The sequence below is a fragment of the Rhizobium sp. NLR22b genome (genome assembly GCF_019685295.1).
Taxonomy (GTDB): domain Bacteria; phylum Pseudomonadota; class Alphaproteobacteria; order Rhizobiales; family Rhizobiaceae; genus Rhizobium.
Genome location: NZ_JABDWM010000009.1, coordinates 1 through 25,126 on the forward strand (window position 1 = coordinate 1; position 25,126 = coordinate 25,126).

At 62.7% G+C, this 25,126-nt stretch carries 23 protein-coding genes and 1 pseudogene; 13 read left to right on the top strand and 11 right to left on the bottom strand.

Features of this window, described 5'->3' with window-relative positions; all coding sequences use genetic code 11:
• Positions 1–562 precede the first annotated feature (562 nt).
• The 3 genes from HJC00_RS15870 (at position 563) to HJC00_RS15880 (ending at position 6,937) form a co-directional block, all read left to right on the top strand.
• Positions 563–2,818 carry a bifunctional diguanylate cyclase/phosphodiesterase gene (locus tag HJC00_RS15870; protein WP_221164344.1) on the top strand — a complete coding sequence of 752 codons (2,256 nt, stop codon included), beginning with the start codon at positions 563–565 and terminating at the stop codon, positions 2,816–2,818.
• 125 nt (positions 2,819–2,943) lie between these two features.
• Entirely contained in the window at positions 2,944–6,189 is a 3,246-nt protein-coding gene (locus HJC00_RS15875) for an adenylate/guanylate cyclase domain-containing protein (protein ID WP_221164391.1), read from the top strand.
• A 67-nt stretch (positions 6,190–6,256) separates the two neighbouring features.
• Positions 6,257–6,937, top strand: a complete 681-nt coding sequence (locus HJC00_RS15880) for a peroxiredoxin-like family protein (protein WP_210631331.1) — start codon at positions 6,257–6,259, stop codon at positions 6,935–6,937.
• 12 nt (positions 6,938–6,949) lie between these two features.
• Here HJC00_RS15880 and HJC00_RS15885 read toward each other — a convergent pair whose 3' ends face one another.
• On the bottom strand, positions 6,950–7,504 hold the full coding sequence (locus HJC00_RS15885; protein ID WP_210631332.1) for a cytochrome c: 555 nt from the start codon (positions 7,502–7,504) through the stop codon (positions 6,950–6,952).
• Positions 7,505–7,664: 160 nt separating this feature from the next.
• Here HJC00_RS15885 and HJC00_RS15890 point away from each other — a divergent pair, with 160 nt between their 5' ends.
• The 8 genes from HJC00_RS15890 (at position 7,665) to HJC00_RS15925 (ending at position 13,150) form a co-directional block, all read left to right on the top strand.
• On the top strand, positions 7,665–8,159 hold the full coding sequence (locus HJC00_RS15890; protein WP_221164345.1) for a cytochrome b: 495 nt from the start codon (positions 7,665–7,667) through the stop codon (positions 8,157–8,159).
• 113 nt (positions 8,160–8,272) lie between these two features.
• Positions 8,273–8,671, top strand: a complete 399-nt coding sequence (locus tag HJC00_RS32610) for a hypothetical protein (RefSeq protein WP_247241736.1) — start codon at positions 8,273–8,275, stop codon at positions 8,669–8,671.
• A 91-nt stretch (positions 8,672–8,762) separates the two neighbouring features.
• Positions 8,763–8,990, top strand: coding sequence for a hypothetical protein (locus tag HJC00_RS15900; RefSeq protein WP_210631335.1), 228 nt, complete (start codon positions 8,763–8,765; stop codon positions 8,988–8,990).
• Positions 8,987–10,450 carry a TolC family protein gene (locus HJC00_RS15905; RefSeq protein ID WP_221146622.1) on the top strand — a complete coding sequence of 488 codons (1,464 nt, stop codon included), beginning with the start codon at positions 8,987–8,989 and terminating at the stop codon, positions 10,448–10,450. The genes HJC00_RS15900 and HJC00_RS15905 overlap by 4 nt, the downstream gene beginning before the upstream one ends.
• Positions 10,451–10,464: 14 nt before the next feature.
• Entirely contained in the window at positions 10,465–11,811 is a 1,347-nt protein-coding gene (locus HJC00_RS15910) for a multicopper oxidase family protein (RefSeq protein ID WP_221164346.1), read from the top strand.
• A 33-nt stretch (positions 11,812–11,844) separates the two neighbouring features.
• The gene (locus HJC00_RS15915) at positions 11,845–12,324 is read left to right on the top strand and encodes a plastocyanin/azurin family copper-binding protein (RefSeq protein WP_221155098.1); all 480 of its coding nucleotides are present in this window, start codon (positions 11,845–11,847) and stop codon (positions 12,322–12,324) included.
• Positions 12,325–12,344: 20 nt separating this feature from the next.
• A complete protein-coding gene (locus tag HJC00_RS15920) occupies positions 12,345–12,632 on the top strand; it encodes a copper-binding protein (RefSeq protein WP_210631339.1) in 288 nt (95 codons plus the stop codon).
• A 56-nt stretch (positions 12,633–12,688) separates the two neighbouring features.
• Positions 12,689–13,150, top strand: coding sequence for a DUF411 domain-containing protein (locus tag HJC00_RS15925; protein ID WP_221155091.1), 462 nt, complete (start codon positions 12,689–12,691; stop codon positions 13,148–13,150).
• Between the two features lie 34 nt (positions 13,151–13,184).
• Here HJC00_RS15925 and HJC00_RS15930 read toward each other — a convergent pair whose 3' ends face one another.
• The 9 genes from HJC00_RS15930 to HJC00_RS15970 form a co-directional block, all read right to left on the bottom strand.
• On the bottom strand, positions 13,185–13,553 hold the full coding sequence (locus HJC00_RS15930; RefSeq protein ID WP_221155089.1) for a hypothetical protein: 369 nt from the start codon (positions 13,551–13,553) through the stop codon (positions 13,185–13,187).
• Between the two features lie 80 nt (positions 13,554–13,633).
• Positions 13,634–14,125 carry an EF-hand domain-containing protein gene (locus tag HJC00_RS15935; RefSeq protein WP_405047655.1) on the bottom strand — a complete coding sequence of 164 codons (492 nt, stop codon included), beginning with the start codon at positions 14,123–14,125 and terminating at the stop codon, positions 13,634–13,636.
• Between the two features lie 92 nt (positions 14,126–14,217).
• Positions 14,218–16,446: a copper-translocating P-type ATPase gene (locus HJC00_RS15940; protein ID WP_210631342.1), complete on the bottom strand. Its 2,229-nt coding sequence runs from the start codon at positions 16,444–16,446 to the stop codon at positions 14,218–14,220.
• Positions 16,439–17,116: an isoprenylcysteine carboxylmethyltransferase family protein gene (locus HJC00_RS15945; protein WP_210631343.1), complete on the bottom strand. Its 678-nt coding sequence runs from the start codon at positions 17,114–17,116 to the stop codon at positions 16,439–16,441. The genes HJC00_RS15940 and HJC00_RS15945 overlap by 8 nt, the downstream gene beginning before the upstream one ends.
• Positions 17,109–17,378, bottom strand: a complete 270-nt coding sequence (locus HJC00_RS15950) for a DUF2933 domain-containing protein (protein ID WP_210631344.1) — start codon at positions 17,376–17,378, stop codon at positions 17,109–17,111. The genes HJC00_RS15945 and HJC00_RS15950 overlap by 8 nt, the downstream gene beginning before the upstream one ends.
• Before the next feature lie 55 nt (positions 17,379–17,433).
• Positions 17,434–18,915 carry a multicopper oxidase family protein gene (locus HJC00_RS15955; protein ID WP_210631345.1) on the bottom strand — a complete coding sequence of 494 codons (1,482 nt, stop codon included), beginning with the start codon at positions 18,913–18,915 and terminating at the stop codon, positions 17,434–17,436.
• 105 nt (positions 18,916–19,020) lie between these two features.
• Positions 19,021–19,404 (bottom strand): hypothetical protein, encoded by a 384-nt coding sequence (locus HJC00_RS15960; protein ID WP_210631346.1) that lies wholly within the window; start codon positions 19,402–19,404, stop codon positions 19,021–19,023.
• 20 nt (positions 19,405–19,424) lie between these two features.
• Complete coding sequence (locus HJC00_RS15965) at positions 19,425–19,730, bottom strand: hypothetical protein (protein ID WP_221164347.1); 306 nt, start codon at positions 19,728–19,730, stop codon at positions 19,425–19,427.
• Between the two features lie 156 nt (positions 19,731–19,886).
• Positions 19,887–21,392 (bottom strand): winged helix-turn-helix domain-containing tetratricopeptide repeat protein, encoded by a 1,506-nt coding sequence (locus tag HJC00_RS15970; RefSeq protein ID WP_221164348.1) that lies wholly within the window; start codon positions 21,390–21,392, stop codon positions 19,887–19,889.
• 139 nt (positions 21,393–21,531) lie between these two features.
• On the opposite strand from HJC00_RS15970, the gene HJC00_RS15975 reads away from it, so the two are divergent.
• Both HJC00_RS15975 and HJC00_RS15980 read left to right on the top strand, forming a co-directional pair.
• Complete coding sequence (locus HJC00_RS15975; protein WP_221146617.1) at positions 21,532–22,734, top strand: MFS transporter; 1,203 nt, start codon at positions 21,532–21,534, stop codon at positions 22,732–22,734.
• Positions 22,735–22,806: 72 nt separating this feature from the next.
• Positions 22,807–23,775 carry a substrate-binding domain-containing protein gene (locus HJC00_RS15980; protein WP_221146616.1) on the top strand — a complete coding sequence of 323 codons (969 nt, stop codon included), beginning with the start codon at positions 22,807–22,809 and terminating at the stop codon, positions 23,773–23,775.
• 72 nt (positions 23,776–23,847) lie between these two features.
• On the opposite strand, the pseudogene HJC00_RS15985 reads toward HJC00_RS15980, so the two are convergent.
• Positions 23,848–25,112 (bottom strand): annotated as a pseudogene (locus tag HJC00_RS15985) (ABC transporter substrate-binding protein).
• Positions 25,113–25,126: the final 14 nt, after the last annotated feature.

Below are 25,126 nucleotides of genomic sequence, written 5' to 3' on the forward strand. Positions count from 1 at the left end.
TTGGGATACCGGATGGCAGCCAGGGAAATGGTTATCAGAAGTGTGGCCGCAAGCCCGGCCGGCGGACGGACTTCATGAACGATCCGGAGGTGATTGCCAAACGACAGAAGGCGCTGGCGCGGATGGAAGCTGCGGAATGAAGGGTGAGGGACATAGTCTCAAAGCTAAAGCCGAAGGGGTGCGTCCTACCCGCCCCCGCTCCTCCCTGCAATCCGGCCCAGCCGGTCGGATCGGGGGCTGACCGGCAGGGCCGGGACAGCCAGAGCGTCGCATTTCTAACTGGCCAGGGGCGCCGCATCTCTAATCAGCTTTGACAATCACCTGTAGCCGCAAAGTTAAAGTGTCCTGTATCTGCAAAGTAAGAATGTCACTCTCCCCGGGTTTGATGACCTGGGAGATAAGCGGATGGGACTGATAGCGCCGCGCGGTGTGTCCCCGGCCCTGCAAAAATCTAGCCATTCGTGCATGCCGGACTGACGACATTCGAACCGTATTGGTCGGTTTAGCGTTGCCTTAAAGAAGCTGTGCAAGGATACGCTCTTACCACCACACCGGCGAGCTGATGACGTTTCGAAAAGACCCAGAGATAGCGCGCAGCCGCGCGGGCTGCCTAACCGGCCATGTGAGCGCCTTCGCGCCAGCGGTATTTGCGGCCATTATTGCAGTCATCGTCGTCTGGGTGGCAACGAATTGGCGGCTGGAGCGCTCTTTGGCCGATGAACGCTCGGTCGTTGCCGGCGAGCTTGCCACGATATCATCTCGGCTGCAGACGAACCTGAACAGCAATGTGAAACTGTTGCAAGGGCTGGCGGCGGGTATCTCCGTCGATCCCGCAATGGGTCAGAACGGGTTCTCCAAACTTGCAGCACGGATCCTGCAGCCCGATTCACAATTGCGAAGCTTCGCCGCGGCGCCGGACATGGTCGTCAGATGGGTTTTTCCGGAAATGGAAAATGAAAGAGCCATCGGGCTCGACTACCGGAAGAATGAGAAGCAACGGGCTGCCGCGATGCTGGCGCGCAACACCCACAATATCGTCTTGACCGGCCCGGTGGAGCTTGTCCAAGGCGGAATGGCCTTCGTGGTCAGGTGCCCTGTCTATGTCACCGATGGAAATAGCCAGATCTTTTGGGGCCTTCTTTCCGGAATCATCGATATTCCAAGGCTTTACGGCGATAGCGGTCTTCGTTCGACCGACCTTGAGGTTGCCATCAGCACCGAACCGGAGCCGGAATCGCCCAAACAGGTTTTTCTCGGCAGCCTGGAGACCTTTCAAAGGCAACCGGTCGTGGCAAACGTGGATATGACCTACGGCCGATGGACCCTCGCCGCGCGTCCGAAGCATGGATGGGGTAGAAATAACGGGATCGGCGCCTTCGAGTTCTATGCAAGTTTATTGGCCTTCTGTGTCGTTGCCCCCATCGTCTGGGTCGGCTTTCTGACCAGGTCGCGCCAAAGGACCATCGAAAAACTTCGCCTGCACAAGAAGAAGCTCGTTCGCGCCCGTCAGCGCCTGGAATACCTCTCACTGCACGACGCACTGACGGGACTTCCCAATCGGCGGTTCGTCGACCAGATGATCTCGCAGCCGCCGCGGCCCGCTCCGGAAGATTGCCTGATCCTCATTCATATCGATCTTGACCGGTTTAAGGAGATCAACGACACGAAAGGCCATGCTGGCGGTGACATCGTCCTCCAGACCACGGCTTTGCGGCTCGCCGATTTGGCCGGCCCGAACGACGTCGCGGCCCGCATCGGTGGAGACGAGTTCATTTTCGCCAGCTGGAGCGCCAATCCGGAGCCTAAAGCAGCCGAATTGGCCAGGCAGATTGTCGACGCGCTTCAGCGCAACATCTTTATCGATGGAGCAGCATATGTGGTCGGAGCAAGCGTCGGTGTCGCCTGGGAGGCTGAACCTTCTCGTCGGGACCTCAGCCAATTGCTTCTGAATGCCGATCTGGCTCTCTACGAGGCGAAGAAGGCGGGTCGCGGTCGCGCGGCCATTTTCACGGAAGAGCTTCGCAGCGCCGCAATTCATTCGAAAGAACTGGCCGATGAATTCAATCAAGCGCTCGAACGCGACGAGTTTGTAGCGTTCTTCCAGCCGCAGTTCGACGCATCCACATTGGCAGTCGCAGGCGTCGAAGCCCTCGCCCGCTGGGACCATCCGCGAAGAGGTCTGCTCGGCCCGACCGAGTTTCTTGATGCTGCGGAAAGGCTCGGCCGTAGTGGCGACATGGATAAGCTGATCCTGCAAAAGGCACTCTTCGAGCTGACGAGATGGGACGGTTTGGGACTCCAAATCCCACGGGTCTCAGTGAATATCTCGGCGCGCCGACTGGCGCAGGCGAATCTCCTTGCCGAGCTTTCGGCGCTTCCCGCAGCGAGGGGGCGCCTGTGTTTCGAGCTGCTTGAAACAATCTCCTTCGACGAGCTTCAGCCCGCTCTCAATGAGGTGATTCCAGCAATCAAGGCGCTCGGCATAGAAATTGAAATTGACGATTTCGGCACGGAACATGCCAGTATCGTCAGCTTGCTTCGATTTGAACCCCGAAGGCTCAAGATCGATCGAGAGATTGTCAAGCCGATCATCGCCTCGCCTTCTCAACGCCGTCTGGTCTCCTCGATTATCGAAATCGGCCGGTCACAGAACATCGACATCGTTGCCGAAGGAGTGGAGACAATGGAGCACGCGAAGATCCTGAAAGATCTCGGCTGCCATCTGCTGCAAGGTTACGCTCTGGCAAGGCCAATGACCTCGGAGCAACTGATCGAATTTTGCCGTCGGACGGATAAGGGAACCGCAGCAGGCCGATAAGGTTGGCCGGCGGCTGTTTGTGCTTGCGGGTCTTCGTCAGCAGGTTCATTCTTATCGCCGTTGAGAAGCCCGCCGGCAGCGGCCGATATCGCTGTCGCATATCGGGTTTTTGTGAGATGCCTGCGATGGAATGCGCCGGCTGCGGTTTCGATATTCAGAGCGGTTTTGCTTTCTGTCCGCGATGCGGCTCAAAGCAACCTCTCTCTTGCGCGGCCTGCGGCTATCCATGTCAGCCGGATTTTGCCTTCTGCCCGAGATGCGGCGCATCGATCCCAAGCAAGACCCAGCCCGCCGCGAAACCGGCCATCGAGACAGCACCGGGTGAAGCCGATAGCGATGCCGACCGGCGGCCGGTGACGGTGCTCTTTGCCGATCTCTGCGGGTTCACTTCGCTAAGCGAGCAGATCGATCCTGAAGTCATGCGGGCGCTGCAGAACGAATTATTCGAAGAGATGACCCGGGCGGTGGAAGCCTATGGCGGCTTCGTCGACAAATTTGTCGGCGATGCGCTTCTGGCGCTGTTCGGTGCGCCTGCGGCCCATGAGGACGACCCGGTGCGGGCGCTTGGCGCCGCACTTGATATGATCGACCGTGCCGCTACAGTCGGCAAACGCTGGCAATCGCGCGCCGGCGTGCCGCTGCGTCTGCATATCGGCATCAACAGCGGCCCTGTCGTCACCGGCGGTTTCGGCGCCGCCAGTGCGAAATCCTATTCCGTGACCGGCGACACGGTGAACACCGCGCAACGGCTGCAATCCATGGCCGGCGAAAACGATATTCTCGTCGGTCCGCTGACCTATCGACTCACCCGCCACGCCTTTGCCTTCGACAGCCTCGGCGCGCAGGCCTTGCGCGGCAAGAGTGGAAACGTGCTCGTGCATCGGCTGACCGGGCTGCTGGAAGCGCCGCATAGGGCGCGCGGGCTCGAAAGTTTCGGCCTTCAGGCGCCGATGGTAGGACGGGACGCGGAATTGTCGCGCCTGCTGACCGGCCTCGACCTTGCCTGTGGCGGCGCCGCGCAGCTTGTCCGCCTGATCGGCGAAGCAGGAATCGGCAAATCGCGTCTGGCCAGCGAATTCGTCGGGGCCGCCGCCGATGCGGATCGTTTCCCCGGCCTTGCCATCCGCAGAGCCAGCTGTTCTCCCCTCGGCGAACAATCCTACGGCACGCTCGCCGCGGTCGTGCGGAGCGCCTACGGAATTGGCGAGCGCGACGATCCCGACAAGACACGGCAACTGCTGACAACAGGGTTCCGCGCCCTCGATCTCAGGCCTGACGACATCGAGGCGCTTTTGCCGCTCTTTCTGCATGTTCTCGGCTTCGGCGATCCCGATGGCGCGCTCCGGCACATCGAGCCGGAACAATTGCGGCGGCAGATCTTCTATGCGGTCCGCACCGTTTTCGAGCGGCGGCTGGCGCAAGGCCCTCTCCTTCTTGTCATCGAGGATCTCCACTGGGCGGATGCGGCCTCGCTGGAGGTGCTGCGCTTCATGATGGATCGGCTGGAGCGCAGCCGGCTGATGCTGCTCGCGATCTATCGGCCGACGTCGCAGACGGACCCGCTGGACTCCAATCGCGTCAGCGTCACCGTCCAGCGTCTCGGCCCCCTCCTCGCTGCCGATGGGCAGACGCTGCTTGCCGCCTTTTTTGGCGAGGGTCACGGCAAGCTGCCGGCGCCGATGCGCAAGCGCATCCTCGATCGCGCCGGCGGCAATCCGCTGTTCATCGAAGAAATCCTGCGCGGGCTGATCGACATGGGCACGCTGCACAATGACGGCCAGCGCTGGCATGTCGCGGCCGAAGACGCGGATGTCGACATACCGGTCAATCTGCAGGCCCTGTTACTTGCCCGCGTCGACCGGCTGCCGCAGGAGATCAGGCGTCTGGCGCAAGAGGCGGCGGTCGTCGGCCCGAAGTTCGATACCGCCCTGCTCCGCACCGTCGCGACCGACCCGGGCGGCATCGATGCGGCGCTGGATTATCTCTGCGATGCCAATATCATCGAGGAATTGCGCGGGCCGGACGCCGAGATAGCGCCGGGCTATCGCTTCAGCCAGACGCTGATGCACGATGTCATCTACCACAATCTGCTGCTGCAACGGCGCATGGAGCTTCACCGACGGATCGGCCGGGCGCTGGAACGCCAATATGGCGTGGCGCCGGATCGGGCGGAGCATCTGGCGCAGCTCGGCCATCATTTTAGCCTGACCACCGAAAAGGCCAAGGGCGCCAGCTATCTCATGGCGGCGGGCGATATGGCCCGCAAGATTTACGCCAATGACGATGCCATGCGTCTCTACCGTCAGGCTCTTGCTGCCTTTGCCGACGAGCCGGAGGTGACGCCGGAGCAATCGGCGCTGCTGGAGCGCCTTGGCGATCTCTGCGGTCCTGCCGGCCGGCGTGAGGCCGCCCTGAACCATTATCAGCGAGCACTTGCGACCCACCGCGTGAAAGATGATCGGATCTCCGTGGCGAGAATCTTGCGCAAGATCAGCCGCCTGCATCTCGATGCGGGACGTCGCGATCAGGCGGAGGCCCATTGCGCCGAAGCCGAAGCGATGATCGCGCCGATCGATGCGCCGGTCGAACATGCGCATCTCCTGCAGGAACGCGGCCACCTCGCCTTCCGCACCGGCGACCAGGCTGCTGCCGCCGAATGGGCGACACAGGCGCTGCAATGCCTGCAAACGCTGCCGATCGATGGAACGACGGAGGCCGGACGGGAGGCGGCGCGGGCGATGGCAGAGGCGCTGAACACCAAGGGTGCAGCGCTGGCGCGGCTCGGACGCCGCCGTGATGCCGTGCAGGAAGTGGAGCGCAGCCTTTCGGTCGCCGAAAAGGCCGATCTGCAAAGTGCCGCCTGCCGCGCCTATTCCAACCTCGGCGTTCTCTACACAATCGTCGATCCGGCCAACGCCATCAGAATCTGCCGGCGCGGGTTGGAGGTCGCCACTCGTATCGGCGATCTCGGCTTCCAGGCGCGTCTTCTCGCCAATCTCGCGGTCTCCTGCTGCACCTTCACCGATCGCTGCGGAGCGGAGGGCGTGCCGGCGGCGGAAAAGGCGGTGGAGATCGACCGGGCGCTCGATCAGCGCGACCATCTCTCCGTACCGCTGATCGTGCTCGGTCAGATACACCAATGTCATGGGCAGCCGAAGCTAGCTCGTAAGTATTACGAGGAAGCCCTTGAGGTTGCGAAGGAAATTGACGAGCCGCAACTGCTCTTTCCGTGTTATGATGGCTTGGCGACACTGAGCCTTGAACACGACGACATGGATGAAGCGGAACGGTATTTCGCGCTGGCGCAGGATGTGTGCATCCGCCACAAGCTCGACCCCGGCACATTCGTCGTCTTGCCGTTTCTCGACTGAAGGCTTCGTATCTAGCTCTGCATCAATTAGACCAGATAATTCAGAAACATACAGGGAGGAACTAACAATGCAGGAGAACCACGCCGATAAACCATTACAGCCTGGAGATCGCGCGCCCAACGTGGTGCTGGATGCGATCACCCGCCATGGCAAGATCGCCATCGATGATTTCCGCGGTCAGAAGCCGGTGCTCGTCGGCTTGTTTCGTGGCCTACACTGCCCCTTCTGCCGCCGGCAGATCGCCGCCATGGCCGAACTCACCGGTGCGTTGCAGGAGAAAGGCATCGACAGCCTGACAGTCGTCAATACGCCAATCGAGCGAGCGCGCCTCTATTTCCGCTACCACCCGCTTCCCAATTTACTGGCCGCCTCCGACCCCGAACGGGTATCGCACAGAGCCTTCGGCCTGCCGAATATCGAGTTCACCGAATCCGAGAACGAATGGCCGCACAAGGTCAGCATGAGCACGATGTCCTCAATGCGGATCGACATGCCGGGCGAGCTGCCGGAGCCCATGGATGTGATGGCGGCGATCGACTATCTCGACAAGGCCGACGGCTACGAATTCACGGAGGACGATACGCGGATGATCGCCACCGGCCATGGCCAGCTTGTCGGCGAATTCCTGCTCGACCGCGATGGCGTCGTGCGCTGGTGTTTCACGGAAGTCGAGGAAGGTGGCCGCAACTTGTTCGGCGGTCCCGCGCCTCGGGATGTGATGTCGGCGGCTTCGAATATGGCTGCTTGACACCAGTTGTGCTTATTGCGCCCTGAAGCGGGCGTGGCACGTCGTGCAGGTCTGCAGCATGAGGTGAAAGGCGTGCTCCGCCGGCATTGCCGACAGCTCCTGCTCGCTTCGGACGTGAGTGCCGAGCGGGCCGCTGCCCATGGCCTCTCCAGGCTTCATGCGCATGTCGGCAGGCATCGGTCCCGGATTATTCTGCGCAGCGGCGTCGAGCGCGATGGCGTAGTCGCGCAGGTCGTTTGCGATGCGGTCGAACCGCTCGCGCTCCTCAAGAATGTTCGGCCTGGCCTTTGATTGCGGGCTGGTCGCCTCGGATACGAAGTGTTCGGAAAGAACGACGCCGGATCTGTCGCGGATGGTGTCTGCTGCCCATCGGAACTCGGCTGCCTTGTAGCTCGCCGGATCCTTAAACATGCCGGAAATTGTCTTTGCCGCGGCGGCCATGGCCTTCATGTCCGCCTGCCGAAGCGCCACGACATCCTCGGCGGCCGGCGACGGGACTGTCGTCAAGAGAGCGGCTCCCATGGCAAGGAGCAGTCCAAAAGTCGTCACGAAAAAGGTCCGTCTCATAGAGTTATTTCCCAAGCCGACGTGATCCCGCTTCCACGCATATCCCTTCTCATCTGGGCAGCAAGAGGGCGGATACCCTCCCCGATGTTCTCGGCAATGGGCCGATGACGAAGCGTTAACCGCCGCCGAATAATCTGCGGCTCTGGCTCGGAGTGGATTAATGAGAGGCGGCTATTCGCTCGTTCAGATAGGGCTTCACTGGCTGGTCGCCTTCATGGTGCCGGTGCAGTATCTGACTGGCGGCAGCATCGAGAGAATTCATCATGCAGTCCACATGGGGATGACGCCGTCTGCGTGGGACGTCGTCCAGCATCAGCTCCACAACTACGCGGGGATCGGCATTTGCCTGCTGATGGGCGTGCGGCTCGTTCTCCGCATATTTCAGCCGCCCGAGCCTGCCGCGCCCGGCACATGGACCGGACGGATCGCCACGGCGCTTCATCACGTCTTCTACGCCGCAATCATCGGACAGGCCTGCATGGGGGGCGTCGCCAGCTATTTCTGGTTCGGAATCGCACACTACCATGTCGTGGGCTCGAAGATCATCCTGGCGATGGTGGCATTGCATCTTGCCGCAGCGGCCTGGCACACGCTGGTCGCCCGTGACGAGACAGTGGACCGGATGCTGCTGCCGCGGCCAGCAAAAAACGTCTAAGTGGCCAGCCTCAACCCCGCGGGATGCGTCATATTAAGGACTCATGTCGGCAATAGCTAGGTCCGCGATTGAAAACGGGCTGCATTACCTGTAGCTCTTCGGGAATGGCAAAGATGTACCGAATCACAGTGAGCATGTTGCTCGTTATGATGCGGCTGGTGATCGTTGTATCACTGGCCGGGTACTCGTTGGCGAACGCCAGTGCGGCGATGCATGGCTCAGCATTCCCGGAACTGCGCGTCGCCGCCGCAGAGATGATGCCGTCCCATGAAGGCCACGACTTGGCGGAAGCGGGCCACCACGACCATTCGCGCATCGATATGCCCGATGACGATGGAGGTCCATCGAAGCTCGTCAAGCAGGAATGCTGCAAGGATTTCTGCGGCGGCCTCGGCATCATTTGTGAAAGCCCCTACGTCGGTGGGCCAGTTGTAACCTCGATCCGGCAGTTCCTGGACGACCGCACGACCTTCGGCGAACAGCCGCCGCTCCACCGCCCTCCGAATATCTGAATAGAGACGCGCCCGCTCGATCGGGTCCATTCGGTCGCCGCCTGGCTTCGGGCGAGCGCCCGTAGGTTATCTCTTATTCGGAAATTTCATAATGAAACGCTCGTTTTTCGTGGTGGGGCTGCCGCTTGTCATCGGCGGCTGCGCATCCACGCTTCCTCCCGACGTGGTGGCATCTTCCGCCGCGATCGAACAGCCCTCGCCGCGCCCTATCGCATATCGGTCGCCGGTTTCGGGCTATGTTGGCAGGCAGCCCGTCGATCCCAAGCCGTGGCGTAGACAGAACGATCTGCAGTCTCCCGCGAAAGGAGACGCCTCATGATCGGCCTCAGAAAATTAACGTCCGTGCTGGCGGTCCCGCTGGTGCTGAGCGGTTGCGTCACGGGCGCCGAATATTCCAGCAAGCAAGCAGGGTTCGCTTCCGTTGCCGACAAGACCGCAATAGCGACGGCAAAGCAAACGGTTTGGATCCAGAACCAGGTTCAGGCGCGCTCTGTCGCCGCAGAGGTCAAAAATCTGCTCGCGCGACGGAGAATCCTCGACGTCGAGACGGCGGTTCAGATCGCCCTGCTCAACAATAAGGGCCTTCAGGCTGCCTACGCCGATCTCGGCGACAGTGCGGCCGATGCCTGGCAGTCGACCATGCTCATCAACCCGACAGTCTCCATCGGCACGACAGGCTTCGGCACACCTGGATTGGAGGCCTTCAAGACCATCGAGGGGATGATCACGACGAACATCCTGGCGCTTGCGACGAGGAACCGTGACGTGGCGATCGCCGACACCCGCTTCCGCCAGGCGCAACTGACCGCTGCCGTAAGAACGCTACAGGTCGCCGCCGAGACGCGGGGCGCCTGGATCGGGGCGGTGGCCGCCTGGGAGAATGTCGGGCAGCTGCAACGCGCCCAGGCGACGGCGGACGCTGCTTCCGAACTTGCGGAGAAACTTGGCGAGACTGGCGCGATGACCAAGGGCGCCCAGGCGCGCGAACATGTGTTCGTCGCCGAGCTCGCCGGCGAGACCGCGAAGGCGCGCCTCGCAGCTCGTCTCGCCAAGGAGGAACTGACACGGCTGATGGGTCTCTGGGGGGCCGACCTGGACTACCAGATTCCGAACAGCCTGCCGCCGCTGCCCAAGGCCGTCGCCCGACGCGATACGATCGAGGCCGAGGCTCTGAGGAACCGCATCGATCTTCAGGTGGCGAAGCTTGAGCTGGAGGCAACCGCAAGGTCGTACGGGCTCACCAAAGCGACGCGTTATGTCACCGATCTCGAGATCCTGACTGGCTTCGAAACGGAACGGGAAATCGAGGACGAGGAGAAGATCACCAGAACTACCGGCCAGGTCGAGCTGGAGTTCGCGATCCCGATCTTCGACACCGGCAAGGCGCGGATGCGCAAGGCCGAGCTGGCCTATATGCGGGCGGCAAACCAGCTCGCGGAGAAGGCCGTCAACGTCCGCTCGGAAGCACGCTCGGCATACGAGGCCTATCGCTCGAACTACGACATCGCGCGGCACTACAGCAACAATGTCGTGCCGCTGCGCACCAAGGTCGAGGAGGAATCCCTCCTGACCTACAACGGCATGATCTCCAACACCTTCGAGCTGCTCACCGACACGCGCGACAAGATCAACTCCATCCTGCTCTCCGTCAACGCCAAGCGCGATTTCTGGCTCGCCGAAGCCAACCTTGCGCCTGCGATTTACGGCGGCGGCGCGACCAGCGCGCCGGCAGAGACCGAAGTCGCCGCTGCTTCCGGCAGCAGCGGCGGCGGCCATTGAGAAAGGAACCCACCATGTTCAACAGACGACAACTGTTCGGTGCGAGCGCATCCCTGTTGGCGGCCGGCGCCTGGACGAAAACCTCGGCGATGGGTCTGCCCGACGCCGCGACAATGGAGTCGGCGGACATGCAGCCGCCGCTCCATCCGACTTCCGGCCCGGATTACCAGCCGGTCGTCACCCTCAACGGCTGGACCCTGCCCCACCGGACGAACAACGGCGTCAAGGAGTTCCACCTCGTCGCAGAGCCGGTCGAACGCGAGATGGCCGACGGCATGACCGCATATCTCTGGGGCTATAACGGCCAGTCTCCGGGTCCGACCATCGAGGCGGTCGAAGGCGACCGGGTGCGCATCTTCGTCACCAACAAGCTGCCGGAACACACGACGATTCACTGGCACGGCATGATTCTGCCGTCAGGCATGGATGGCGTCGGCGGGTTGACGCAGCCGCACATTCCGGTCGGCAAGACCTATGTCTACGAGTTCGATCTCGTGAAGTCGGGCACCTTCATGTACCACCCGCATTCCGACGAGATGGTGCAGATGGCCATGGGCATGATGGGCTTCTTCGTTGTCCATCCCAAGGACCCCGCGTTCATGCGCGTCGACCGCGACTTCGTCTTCCTGCTCAACGCCTATGACATCGATCCCGGCTCGTATGTGCCGAGGGTCATGGAGATGACCGACTTCAACATGTGGTGCTGGAACAGCCGCGTGTTTCCGGACATCAGCCCGCTGGTCGTTTCCAGGAACGACCGCGTGCGAGTGCGGGTCGGCAACCTTACGATGACGAACCACCCGGTTCACATGCATGGTTATGACTTCGAGGTGACATGCACGGATGGCGGATGGGTGCGGCCCGAGGCTCGATGGCCGGAGGTGAGCATCGATATCCCCGTCGGCGCCATGCGCGCCTATGAGTTCGACGCCAAATACCTCGGCGACTGGGCGATCCACTGCCACAAGTCGCATCACACGATGAACGCGATGGGCCACGACATCCCGACCTTCATCGGCGCGGATAAGTCGAAGCTCGCCGAGAAGATCAGGAAGCTGCAACCGGATTACATGCCAATGGGCACCAAGGGCATGGCCGATATGGGCGAAATGGAAATGCCCATTCCCGAGAACACTGTTCCGATGATGACCGGCTGGGGGCCGCATGGCCCGATCGAGATGGGCGGCATGTTCTCGGTCGTGAAGGTCCGCGAGGGCATCTCGGCGGACGATTACTCCGATCCGGGCTGGTACGAGAACCCGCCCGGAACGCAGGCCTGGGAGTGGACTGGCGAGCTGCCGGACCCCGCCAGGGCCAAAGACGCGAAGACGCAAATCACGCCGAAGCCGACGAACGGCTGAGATTCAGTATCCCACATCAAAAAGGATCTACGCATGAAGAATTATGTAATGGCACTGGCACTCGCCGCGCTTGCAACCCCTGCCCTCGCCTCCGGCAATCACGCCGGCGGTCACGGCGAGAAAATGGCTGTCGGAGAGCCTGGCGACAAGGCCAAGGCGACACAGACGATCCGCGTCACGATGAAGGAAACCGACGACGGCAGGATGTTGTTCACGCCCGCGGTCTTCAACGTTCGCAAGGGACAGACCATCAAGATCGCGATCAAGAACGCCGGCACCGTCGACCACGAATTCGTGCTCGATCAGGAGGAAAAGATCCTGGAGCACAAGAAGGTGATGGAAAAGTTCCCGGAAATGGAACATGCCGACGCCAACTCCATCCGCCTTCCGGCCGGTCAATCCGGCGAGATCGTCTGGAAGTTCACCACCGACGGCGAGTTCAAGTTCGCCTGCCTGATTCCCGGCCACTACGAAGCCGGCATGCACGGCGACGTCACCGTCGCCGGGAAGTAACGCGCAAAAGGAGCCATGAAATGAAAACTGCAATGATTAAAATCAGCCTAGCCGCCCTGCTCTCTTTCAGTGCAGCCTTCGGTGCGTTTGCTGCGGAGTTCACCAAGGGCGTGGTCAACAAGGTCGACGCCAAGGCGAAGAAGGTCACCATCAAGCACGAGGACCTGAAGAACCTCGACATGCCGGCGATGACGATGGTCTTCCGCGTCGAGGACCCGGCTCTGCTCGAAAAGCTGAAGGAAGGATCGAGCATCGAGTTCGTTGCCGAACGCGTGAATGGCAAGCTGACCGTCACCGAAGTAAAATAACGCACTCCCTGTCGCTCGGATACATCCGGGCGACAGGGCATCGAGGAGTGGAGACGATGCACAGGAGAAGCTTCATCGCAATGGCGGCGTCCGCCCTTGCGCTTCGTGGCGGAGGGGCCTTCGCCGCCACAACGGCGAGAATGACGGTCTACAAGGATCCGAACTGCGGTTGCTGTCACGAATGGTTGAAGGCTATGGCTGCGGCGGGATATTCCGTCGATGCCCACAACACCGACGACCTCGCCGCGGTAAAGGCTCGGCTGGGCGTTCCCGCCGACTTGGTGGGATGCCACACCGCCGTCGTCGAGGAATACTACCTCGAGGGACACGTGCCACTCGAGGCCGTCCAGCGACTGCTGCGGGAGCGGCCGCCGCTCCGGGGACTGGCCGTGCCGGGCATGCCGTCCGGTTCGTTGGGAATGGGCGACGAGCCGCAGGCGTCCTACGACGTTTATGCGATCCCGTCGGGGATCGGTGCCTCATACGTGTTCATGGAAATCCGCCCGCCGAAGGGTTAACGCGTCGATTGAACAAAGCATGCCGCAATGCCGATCAGGAGAGCGGGGCGTTGCAGAGCGCTGACCAGAGATCGTGTTTCCAGTCGGTTCCCGGCCGCGCCGAAACGTCAACCGCATAGTCGGCGGAATTGATCCGGACCATGGCGGGCGAAACGCATCGCACCCTCGCCTTGTGTCTTCCTCCGTCTTGATAGAGCACAGCCCCGCCACCGTCGAATTCCGACAGCGTGATGACGACGTCGAAGTCGAAGGCGTGATCGCGGGACGCAGTTCCCTCCGCTAGACTGAGGCTGACCGACCGGCTGCCGCCGAACGAAGCGGTGTGGAATACGGCAAGCTCGGCCGCCGCCGGCATCGATGCGGACTGCGCGCAAAGGAGCAAAGTCAGAAGGACACGGCGCATTTACCCCTCCCGTGGTGAATGCATTTCGATCCTATCATATCCTTGGAGGCTTCGCGACAGGGCCTTCGGGGTCGCCTCCGCTATGGCCTCCAGAACGTCTGCATCTCTTCGGGTGTGACCTTGCCGTCCTTGTTGGCGTCTACGCTACCGAAGATCCGCTTGTGGATCGCCGTCACCTCCTCGAAGGACAGCGCGCCATCCCCGTCGGTGTCGGCGATCGCGAACATGATCTTCATCATGGGTCCGCGCATAGCCATCGTTGGCATCGCCCCCATCATGCCGGGCTGCATCGGCATGCCCCCGGCCGCGCCAGGCTGCATCATCATGCACTGCATTGGCATCGTATTGCCTTTGCCTTGTCCCATCATGCCGGACTGCATCATGCCTGATCCGCCCGGCATCGCGCCCTGGCCTTGCACGGTCGTGTCCTCCATTCCCGACGGCTGAGTCGCCTGCGCCGGGTCCGCAGGATGATGGGGATCCGCCCCGCTCGTCTGCGCAAGGGCGAGCTCTGCACTGCCGACGGCAATCGCCGCGGCCAGCAGGATAACATTTGGCATTGTCATTCCCATGTCGTTTCTCCTTTGGCTGGTTCTATCCGCGCCCGCTTGCCGGGAACAGGATGGATGCGAATGCCGTGTCCAGCGGGCGAGCCGCAGGTCACCTAGTCGATGGCCGAACGGCGCAGCCTGAGCGAGTTGCCGATGACGCTGACCGATGACAGCGCCATGGCCGCGGCCGCGATGATCGGCGAGAGCAGCAGCCCGAAGGCGGGATAGAGTACGCCTGCAGCGATGGGCACGCCCGCCGCGTTGTAGATGAAGGCGAAGAACAGGTTCTGGCGAATGTTGCTCATGGTCGCATGGCTGAGCTTGCGGGCCTTTGCGATCCCCTGCAAGTCGCCCTTCAGCAGCGTGACGCCCGCGCTCTCGATCGCCACGTCGGTCCCCGTTCCCATGGCGATGCCCACGTCGGCGGCGGCAAGTGCAGGGGCGTCATTGACCCCGTCTCCTGCCATGGCGACGACGCGTCCTTCGCTTCGGAGCCGCGCGACCACCTTGCCCTTGTCCTCCGGCAGGATCTCGGCCTCGACCTCGTCGATGCCGAGCTTTCTCGCCACGGCCTGCGCCGTCGTCCTGTTGTCTCCGGTCAGCATGACGACGCGGATGTTCTCCTCCTTCAGCGAACGCAGCGCGGCGGGCGTGGTCGTCTTGACTGGATCGGCAATGGCGATGAGACCGCCCACCTTGCCGTCAATGGCTACGTAGATCACCGTCGCACCCTCGCCGCGCAGCGTCTCGGCCTCGGCCGCGAGCGACGACAAGTCGACGCCGGCCTCGGCCATGATCCGATGGCTGCCGATGACGAGATTCCGCCCGTCGACCGTACCGGTGACGCCCTTGCCGACGGGACTGTCGAACTCGCGGGCCTCGCCCAGGGCAAGGCTCCTCTCCTGCGCCGCGGCGACGATGGCCGCGGCGAGTGGGTGTTCGCTGGCACGTTCGAGCGTTGCGGCCAGCCGCAGGAGTTCGGATTCGTCGAATCCTTGGACGGCCTTCAATGCAGTCGCCTTCGGCCTGCCTTCCGTCAGCGTGCCGGTCTTGTCGACGACGAGCGTATCGATCTTCTCGAAGCGTTCCAGCGCCTCGGCGTTCTTGATCAGCACACCCATCCTCGCGCCACGTCCGACCCCGACCATGATCGACATCGGCGTCGCCAGCCCCAGCGCGCACGGACAGGCGATGATCAGCACGGCGACGGCGGCGACGAGGCCGTGGGCGAAGCGCGGCTCCGGCCCCCAGACGCCCCAGGCCACGAAGGCAGCGACTGCGACCAAAATCACCGCTGGGACGAACCAGCCCGACACCTGGTCGGCGAGCCGCTGGATCGGCGCGCGGGAGCGCTGGGCCTCGGCTACCATGCGGACGATCTGCGAGAGCATCGTGTCGCGTCCAACTTTGCCCGCCTTCATGACAAAACCACCGCTCTGGTTCATCGTGCCGCCGATCAGCCTGGCGCCTACCTCCTTCGTGACCGGCATGGATTCGCCGGTGATCATGGATTCGTCTACGGAGCTACGCCCCTCTAGCAGCTCCCCGTCGACCGGGACCTTCTCGCCCGGACGGACGCGCAGGCGGTCGCCAACTGCGACAACATCGAGCACGACGTCCTCGTCCGTACCATCGTCCCGAATGCGGCGGGCGGTCTTCGGGGCAAGATCAAGCAGCGCCCGGATCGCGCCGCCGGTCTGCTCCCGCGCCCTGAGCTCAAGCACCTGGCCCAGCAACACCAGCACGGTGATGACTGCGGCCGCCTCGAAATAGATCGCAACCGAACCGTCGGCGGCGCGGAACGTGGCAGGAAAGATGTCCGGTGCCGCCGTTGCGACGACGCTGTAGACCCACGCGACGCCCGTTCCCATCGCGATCAGCGTGAACATGTTGAGGCTGCGGTTGACGAGCGAGGCCCAGGCCCGCTTGAAGAACGGCGATCCCGCCCAGAGCACGACCGGCGTTGCCAGCACGAGCTGGATCCAGTTGGAAAGCTGCGCGCCGAGCAGCATGTGCAGGTTGGTGAGATGACCTCCCATCTCCAGGGCTAGGACCGGTAAGGTCAGCACGAGACCGATCCAGAACCGCCAGGTCATGTCGACGAGCTCGGCGCTCGGTCCTGCCGCTTCGGTCGCGACCTCGGGCTCCAGCGTCATGCCGCAGATCGGGCAGGTGCCGGGTCCGACCTGCCGGATCTGCGGATGCATCGGGCAGGTATAGATAACGCCTTCCAGAGGCCTCGGAGCAGTGCCCACCTGCACGACAGGCTTCTTGTCTTCCTGATGACGATAATGATCGTTATGGGCGTGCGCGTGGGCTTCATGCGAGTGATGATCAGTCATGGACCGCTCCTCCTCGACTGCTTCCGGCTGCATCCGCGCCATGACCAAGCCTCGGAATAAATGGCGGAACGGTTCTGGCATACGCGTCCCACGCAGCTCCAAACTCCGCTCTGGAGGCCTCCTCCTCCCGCCTCGCAAGTCGCACGTACACCCACACCAGCACCGGGAACATCGCGAGCGTCACGAGCGTCGGCCACTGCAGCAGGAATCCAATCATGATCACAACGAAAGCGTCGTATTGCGGATGCCGGACGCGAGCGTACGGACCTGTGGTCGCCAGGCGATTCTCGCGCTGAGCGGCATAGAGCACGTGCCAGCTCGAGGCGAGCAGCCAGAAGCCGGCGATGATCAGCACATTGCTGGCGAGGTGAAACGGCCCGAAATGCGGATTGACCCGCCAGCCGAACATCATCTCGAGAAGGTGGCCGGCGTCGTGCGACCAGAAGTCGACGCCCGGGAACTGGCGCCCGAGCCAGCCGGACAGCAGGTAGATCGTCAGGGGGAAGCCGTACATCTCCGTGAAGAGCGCGACGACGAAGGCGGAGAAAGGACCGAGCGACCGCCAGTCCCGATTCGTCCCGAGCTTCGTGAAGCTCGCGGCAAAGACGATGAACACCACGGAATTGATGATCACCAGGCTCCAGAGCCCGTAGGCAGGGGTGTCAGACATCGTCGGCCTCCTTCCGGTCCTGCTTGCTCATGCCAGCCCGATAGTTGGCATGGTCCTGGCCGGAATGGCCGCCATGACCGCCGTGGCCGTGATGCATGAAGAGATGCATCAGCGGGCAGGCCAGGATGAGGAGCCATGGCAGGATGCCGAGGACATGCACACGGTGTTCGTATGCGATGAGGGCCAGCGCGATCGCGGCGAAGGCGATGAAGACGGTTCGGCTGTAGCTGCTCCAGGCCGACGGAGGATGATTGTCGTTCATGAGGATGCCTCGTTCTAATGAATTCGCAGGAGGCTTCGCGGTTCTCGGAGCCGCGTCAACCGATGCCGTCGTAGGTGACGAAGGCCATCATGCCCGACGCCATGTGGTAGAGGTGATGGCAGTGCAGCGGCCAGCGGCCGGGATTGTCGGCGTCGAACGCCAGGACGACGCTCGCCATCGGCGGCAGCAGAACCGTGTCCCTGACCGCGCCGGCGACGGGGGTTCCGTTGATGCCGACCACCTGGAAATGATGCCCGTGCAGGTGCATCGGATGCGCCATCATCGAGGAATTGGTGATGGCGATCTCGATCCGCTCGCCGCGTTTGACCACCAGACCGTCCGCGCCGTCGATGCCCCAGGCGTAGGAGGCCATGTCGCCGCCCAGCGACAGCTTGAAGAGGCGGTCTGTGGCGCGAGCAGCCAGCGGTCTGAGGGAAAGTAGTCGCTGTTCCAGACCGAGCCCGAGGACTGGCCCCTTGGCGTCACCCGCGTCCGCGACCCTACGAACGTCCGCGCCAGCCGTGGCAAGGATCACGCCTGTGCGTTCCAATGCTCCTTCGCGCAGAGCAAGGACGGGAAACGCGCCGCCATCCTTCGGAATGCTGAGGCGAATGTCGAGGCGCTGTCCCATCGACACCGGGAAGGACGTCCCGGCGACCGGCTGCACGCCCTGCCCGTCGACGGCAAACAGTTCCCCGGAGAGGCTCCCCGTGTCGATGGTGAATGCGGTGGCGGTGGCGCCGTTGATGATGCGCAGGCGGATTCGGCCGCCTTTCTCGACCTTTACGATCTCGGGATCGTCGAGCGTTTGGTCGTTGGCGAGATAGGCGTCATAGTCGATGTCGTTGACATCCATGGCCATTGCCGGCGTCGCCATGCCCGCCATGTTGTCGCCGGACATCATATGCTGCATGCCGGCCATACCTTGCATCGAGCCGAGGTGAGCCGGCATGCCGCCGGAGGCGCCGTTCCCTTTCAGCTTTGCCAGCAATTCCTCCGCCGACAGAAACGAGAAATCGTGGAGCAGCACGATCACCTCCTGTTCGTCGCGCAGCTTGTCATCTGCCGCCTGCACGATCAGCGGAGCCGCGAGCAGGTTCTGCTCCTGTAGCGTATGGGCGTGCATCCAGTGCGTACCGCCCGCGCCAACCGGGAAGGTGTAGTGGCGACTTTCCGATGGCTTCAGCAGTGCGGCCGGATTGTCTGGGACGCCATCTGCAGCCCAGGGCGGGGTCAGACCGTGCCAGTGGATCAGCGTCGGCTGGTCGATGGCGCTCGACAGCACGACGTCGAATTCCGTTCCGGCGTCCAACGCGAGTCCCGGCGTTCCGTCCGGTCGGACGAGGCCGAAGACGCGGGCGGACTTGCCCTTCACCTCAATGGTTCGATAGCCGATCGAGAGTGCATGAGGTGTCATCTGTGGTGCGGATGAGGGTCCGGCCTGCTGCGCGAAGGCGCAGAGGGGTCGAAGGCCGGTCGATGTGCCGAGCGCTGCAGCGCCGGCCATCAGACCATTCAAGAAATTACGGCGATTCATTGCAGTTGGTCCTTTATCCGGATCGGCGGTGCCGACCATTGGTCTGGGTGTCCGCAAGGAGGCCCGCGGAACGACCGGATAGCGCCGAGGCGCAATCCGGCATCCTCAGACTGGGAAACGAGGAGGGCCTAGCGTGGGAGGAGACGCCAGGCCGCTGCCGGTCTGATTGCGCCACGCAAAAGGAAGAAAAGAACTTTGGGCTGCCGGAGCTTCGAGACGGTCGATCAAGACCGCGGCAATGCAAAAACCGCATGGCGCGGAGCAGCAGGCTTTATGGTCGGGTGCTTGAGAGCCGGTATGACGCCAGGTATGGGCATCGCTGTGGAGGGGGGAGCGTTCGAACTGCTCTTGGACCGAAGGGTCATGAACCGAACCGTCATGGCATTGCATCGCTTGCAAGCCGGACGCCGGAACGAAAAGAAGCGCCAGCGCGATCAGGACGGCCTGCAATGCGCTCATCCAATCGAAACAGCAGCGGTCGGCGGCCATCTGTCCGGCTCCGTTCCCCCTCAGCCGAAACGTCGGCTGATGAAATTGAAGATAGTGGCAATCAGCGCACCCGCATAGCCGCCGAAGATAAGGCTTTGAACGATGCCGAGCGCCAAGCTTCGAACATCGAAACCGGTCAGCCCCAGGTAGAACTGCAGCCATGGCCTATGCAGACCCCATTCCGGGGAGATGAAACCGAGCAGCATGCACAGCAGGAATGAGATGGTGGCGAAGGCGGCGAGCGTCGCGCCGAGCACCGGCACGGAGACATACCCCGGCATCGCCGGGGAACTTGCAGGTTGAGCATGAAGAACAGTGTTTGCCATCGAACGATCCTCCGACCGGCCGCGGTTGCAGCCGTGACGACAGCGCAATCATCTGCCCGCTCGTCGCAAACTTCCTTGATTCAAATCAAATACGGAAGCCGCCCGACGCTAAGGCTCGCCCGGCGCCTTCGAATGCCGCTTGTACGCGAGATGCGGTCAGGGGAGCCCAGCTTTGCGGTAACCATCGACGAAATGCTCAAGCGTAGCCGCCTCGCGGAAAGGCTCCATCGTCGCCCAGTGACTGGTTGAAAAATGGGGGTTGGCGACGAGGAACAGTTCGGCTTCGGCACGCGCCTCGTCGAGCCGGCCGAGCTGGGCCAGGCTGGCCGCCAGGAACCGGCGTGAGCTTGTGCGATAGGTCTCATCCCGCCGCAGCGTCTCGATAGCGGCCTCGTATTTCCCCGCCGCATACTGCGCTTGGCCGAGCGCCAGATAATACCAGCTTGCCGGAAAGGGGTTCAGCCGGAATGCCTTGCCGATATGCTCCAGCCCCTCTTCGATCCGTCCGGCGAGGACCGAGATATCGGATAATGCGGCAAAGGTGTCCGCCTCATTCGGATCGAGTTCGATTGCCTTGGCGAATTGAGCATCCGCCTCGACGAAATCGCGTGCATAAGCAAGCAGATAGGCGAGAACCCAACGGCAGCCGGCATCGTTCGGATCGATCGCAATAGCCTTACGCGCCAGTTCCAGAGCAGCGTCGCGGTTCGATTCCGTCGGCCCGCCGCTATGGACCCATCCCATCCAGTGGTTCATGGCAAGCCAGCGATAGGCCTCGGCATAGTCCGGGTCGAGGCTGACAGCGCGCGTCAGCATCAGATGCGCTTCCTCGGCTGCCTGCGGGGAATCGTCCATCAGCTTGCGCGCCCGCACGCAAAGGTCGTAGGCATCGAGGTTCTTCGGCCGATTTCGCGGCGGCGGCGCGCGCAGCCGACCGAGCAGCGCTTCGACGATCCTGGCCGTCACCTCGTCCTGAACCGCGAAGATATCGTCCAGGCTGCGATCGATGCGATCCGCCCAGAGATGATCGCCGCTCGCCGCGTCGATCAGCTTGGCGTTGATGCGCACGCGCCCGGCGGCACGCCTTGCGCTGCCCTCGAGCAGGTAGCGCACACCGAGCTCCTCGGCGATTTCTCGCACGTGCGTGGCTCGGCCCTTGTAGGCGAAGACCGAGTTGCGGGCGATGACGAACAGCCCGGGCATCCTGGAGAGGTCGGTGATAAGGTCTTCCGTCAGCCCGTCCGCGAAGGATTCCTGTTCGGGATCGTTGCCGATATTCAGGAAGGGCAGCACGGCGATCGACGGTTTATCAGGCAGCGGCAAGGTTTTTCGCCTCATGCCGCTCAGCCGATGCACGGCTCCCGTGAAGCGGTAACCGACGCGCGGAACCGTTGCAATCCATTCACCGCCGCCGGCGGACGAGCCGAGCAGCTTGCGCAGCCGCGCGATCTGGACGGTGAGGTTGCCTTCCTCGACCGCCATGCCTTGCCAGGCCGCGTCCATCAGATCGGTCTTCGCGAGGATTTCTCCCGTTCGCCCGACGAGCGCCGCAAGCAGCTTCAGCCCGCGGTGGCTGATGGCAACGGGATCATCGTTCCGAAGCAGCGTTCCCGCATCCGGATCAAGCACGAACGGACCAAAGGCAAAGCGCGATCCCTGCATAAAGCGGATCTATAGTCCGTTTGGAAGTTTTTGAGAACGTTTTGGCGAGGCTTAATTACGCCGCTCCCCCTATCCTGCAGAATTCCATCCTCTTTCAACTCATGGGCTCGACCCACCATTGATCAAGGAGGAGATCTGCATGACCACCGCAAGCACGACATCACAGAGGGAGGATCGGATTCCATGGACTGCGATGGCCGGCATTATCGCGACGGTGACGGTGTTTGCCGCGGCGCAGGGACTGACCTACCCGCTGCTGAGTTTCATCCTGGAGCGACAGGGAATAACATCAGGCCTGATCGGCCTCTCGGCAGCGATGACGCCACTGGGTTTCATCATATCGGCGCCCCTCATTCCGGCGCTTTCGCGAGGCGTAGGCGGGGCGCGGCTGGCCATCCTCTGTTCGATCCTGGCTGCCCTTACCCTGGTCGCGATTGCCGGGACCCAGCAGGTCTGGGCCTGGATGCCGCTGCGTTTCCTGCTCGGCTTCTTTGCCAATCCGCTCTACGTGATCAGCGAAACCTGGCTGATCACGATCACGCCGGCACCGCGCCGCGGCCGAATCCTCGGCCTCTATTCATCGATCGTTTCGGCTGGTTTCGGCATCGGCCCACTATCCCTGGGCCTCGCCGGCACGGAAGGCTGGCCCCCCTTCACGATCGGCATCACGGCCTTCCTTGCCTGCGGCCTGATCGTGCTTGCCGTTGCCCCACACCTGCCTGACATGCCCGACGAAGGCAAGGCAACGTCGGTCGGCGGCTTCTTCGCGCTGGCGCCGCTGCTGCTGTTTGCGGTTTTCACCGCCGCCGCCTTCGAGCAGATCCTGCTTTCCCTGTTCACCGTTTATGGAACGGTACTCGGCAGCGCCGAGGAGCGTATCGCTTCGCTCATCACTTGTTTCGTCGCCGGCAATGCCATACTGCAGATCCTGCTCGGGCGGGCGGCCGAGCGGTTCGGCGCGCCGCGGACCATGTTGTTCTGTGTGCTGGCTTGCCTCACCGGCTGCCTGCTGCTGGCGTTCATCTTCAACACCTGGCTCGTCTGGCCGCTGGTTTTTGTCTGGGGCGGTGTCTCCTTCGGGCTCTACACCACATCGCTGATCGAGCTCGGCGAGCGTTTCAACGGCCGGACCCTGCTCGCCGGCAATGCAGCCTTCGCCTTCGCATGGGGCATCGGCGGCATGGCGGGCTCGCCGGCGGCCGGACTGGCGATGCAGCTGATCGGGCCTCAGGGTCTGCCACTATCTCTCGGTCTGCTCAGCGGTGTCCTGGCATTGCTTCTTTGGGGTGAGAAACGGCGCGGCGCCGCCTCTGACCGGCGCCCTCCCCGATCGCCGCAGTGAAGTGTCAGATCGATGTCATCGAAACCCTTTAAAGCGCCCCGCAATGAATTGGATTGATGCGAGGTGCTTTTGATGGCGACATTGCAGCAGGTCGCGTTCCGGGCAGGATGTTCGCTGGCGACCGCAAGCAGAGTTCTCAGCCGCAACGGACCAGCCAGCGATCTGATGGTGCGCAGGGTGCGCCGCGCCGCCGCAGAACTCGGCTATCATGCGGCCGGACGGCTCGGCCGCAGGCCGGTGGTCGGCGTCTTAATTCCAAGCATCACCAATCCGGTCTTTGCCTCGTCGCTGTCAAGCATCCAGAACCGCATGCTGGTCGCCGGCCATGGCGTGTTGATCGCCCAGTCGAATTACGATCCGGCACGCGAGGCCGATGCCGTCGCGGCGCTGCTGAACGACCGACCGACAGGGCTGATCCTGACTGTTTGCGATCCGTCGACCAGCGAGGCGCTGCTTGCCAGGCTGCCGCCGACCGTGCTGCTCCACAACCGGCCGACGGCACAGTTTCCGGCGGCGGTCACCGCCGACAATCGCGGCGCCGGCCGGGAGATCGCCACCTTCCTGATCGGCAGGGGCCATCGCCGCATTCTCTTCCTCTCCGGCAATTTCGCCGCCTCCGACCGGGCGCGGCTTCGCTACCAGGGTTATCTCGACGCGCTGGCCGAGGCCGGGCTGGCACCACTCGATGCCGTGCAGATCCCCTTCGTCGGCAGTTACGACCAGCTCGATCTCAGCACCATCATGACCGCGCTTGCGCCGACGGCGATCATCGCCTCCAACGATCTTCTGGCGCTCGGCGTCATTGGCGCGCTGAAGCGTGAGGGGCTTTCGGTGCCTGGGGATATTTCGGTCGCCGGCTTCGACGGCATCGCCATCGGCCGGCTGATCGATCCGCCGCTGACGACCATTGAAATGCCGGATGCCAGCATGGGGGCGACGGCGGCCTCGCTGCTTCTCGACATGGCGGAGAATGCCGCCCCTGCCCGCCATCTCGATGTCGCCTTTACGCTGCGCCGCGGCGGCACGGTGCGGCCCATCTGAGACGCTTGAAAACAAGAAGGGCCGCCCTGCGCTCGGCGTAGCGGCCCAACTCTTTCCTTATCGGAAAAGCGATCAGCTGCGCGGCAGCATGCCCTCGACATCAGCGGCCGCGTCGTCGAGCGCTTCCTTCGGCTCGGCCGACTGGTCGACGATGCGCGAGAGGTTGTCGACGATCGTCTGGGTGACCTTGACGCCGTTCGAGCCGGGGAAGGCATACCAGGGGATCATCACCGGCATCTGGCTGAGGCCAGCCTGGAACAGCGGGTTCTGCTTGTAGAAATCGCCGAGATATTCGGGCGACTTGGCGGCGAGCTCGTTGTTCGGGACATAACCGGTGCCGGGCACGACGACCGAGGCGCCGTAAGGGCCGGCAGCGAATTTGGCGAACTTCCAGGCGGCGTCCTGCTTGGCGGCGTCATGCGTTACGATGACGACGGCGTTACCGCCCGTCGGCAAGCGGCCGCTTAGCGGATTGATCAGCGGCATCTTGGCGGTGCGCAGATCGAACTTGTTACCAACGTTCTTGATCGTATTGCGCAAGGCGCCCGTCGTCTGGAATTCGAAACCGACCTTGCCGGCCGCGAAAGCCTGTTCGCCGGCGGGCTTGTGAAAACCGGCATGCCGCCTTCGGTGACGAGGCGATGCAGGACTTCGACGGCCTTCTTGCCCTCCGGACCGTTGAAGGCGACCTTGCTTTCGTCGTCGCTCAGCATCTTGCCGCCGGCGCCGAAGAGGAGCGCGGAAAACATCCAGTCATCGCCCTGCCAGCGGAAATCGATGCCGTCGACGCCGTTGCCGAGCGCTTTGATCTTACCACCGAGCGCGATGACCTCGTCCCAGGTCTTCGGCGGATTATCGGGATTGCCGCCGGCCGCCTTCACGAGATCGGCGTTGTAATACATGATCGGGTTGGAAGTGGCGAAAGCGAGACCGACCTGCTTGCCCTTGACCTGGGCGAGCTTGAGGATCGTGTCAGAGAAGCCCTGCTCGGCCATGTTGCCGTCCTTCTGGACGAGCGGGCCGAGATCGATGGCGACGTCGCGCTCGTCGAGCATGCGCAGGCGGTTCAGGCCGATAAAGGTGATGTCGGGCATTTCGCTGGTGCCGGCCTGACGAAGGATCGTCTGGATGCCTTCCTCATAGGTCGCGGACGGGCTGGCGAACTGAATCTTGATGTCGGGGTTCTCAGCGATGAATTTCTTCGAGATCGTGTCCATCACGTCCTTGAAGAAGCCCGGCATCGGGTAATGAACCGTCAGCGTCGTCTCGGCATGCGCCGGAAGCGCGATTGCCAGGGATACGGCCGCTGCGGCGAGAAGCTGGGTGATATGTTTCATCGCTCGTTCTCCTG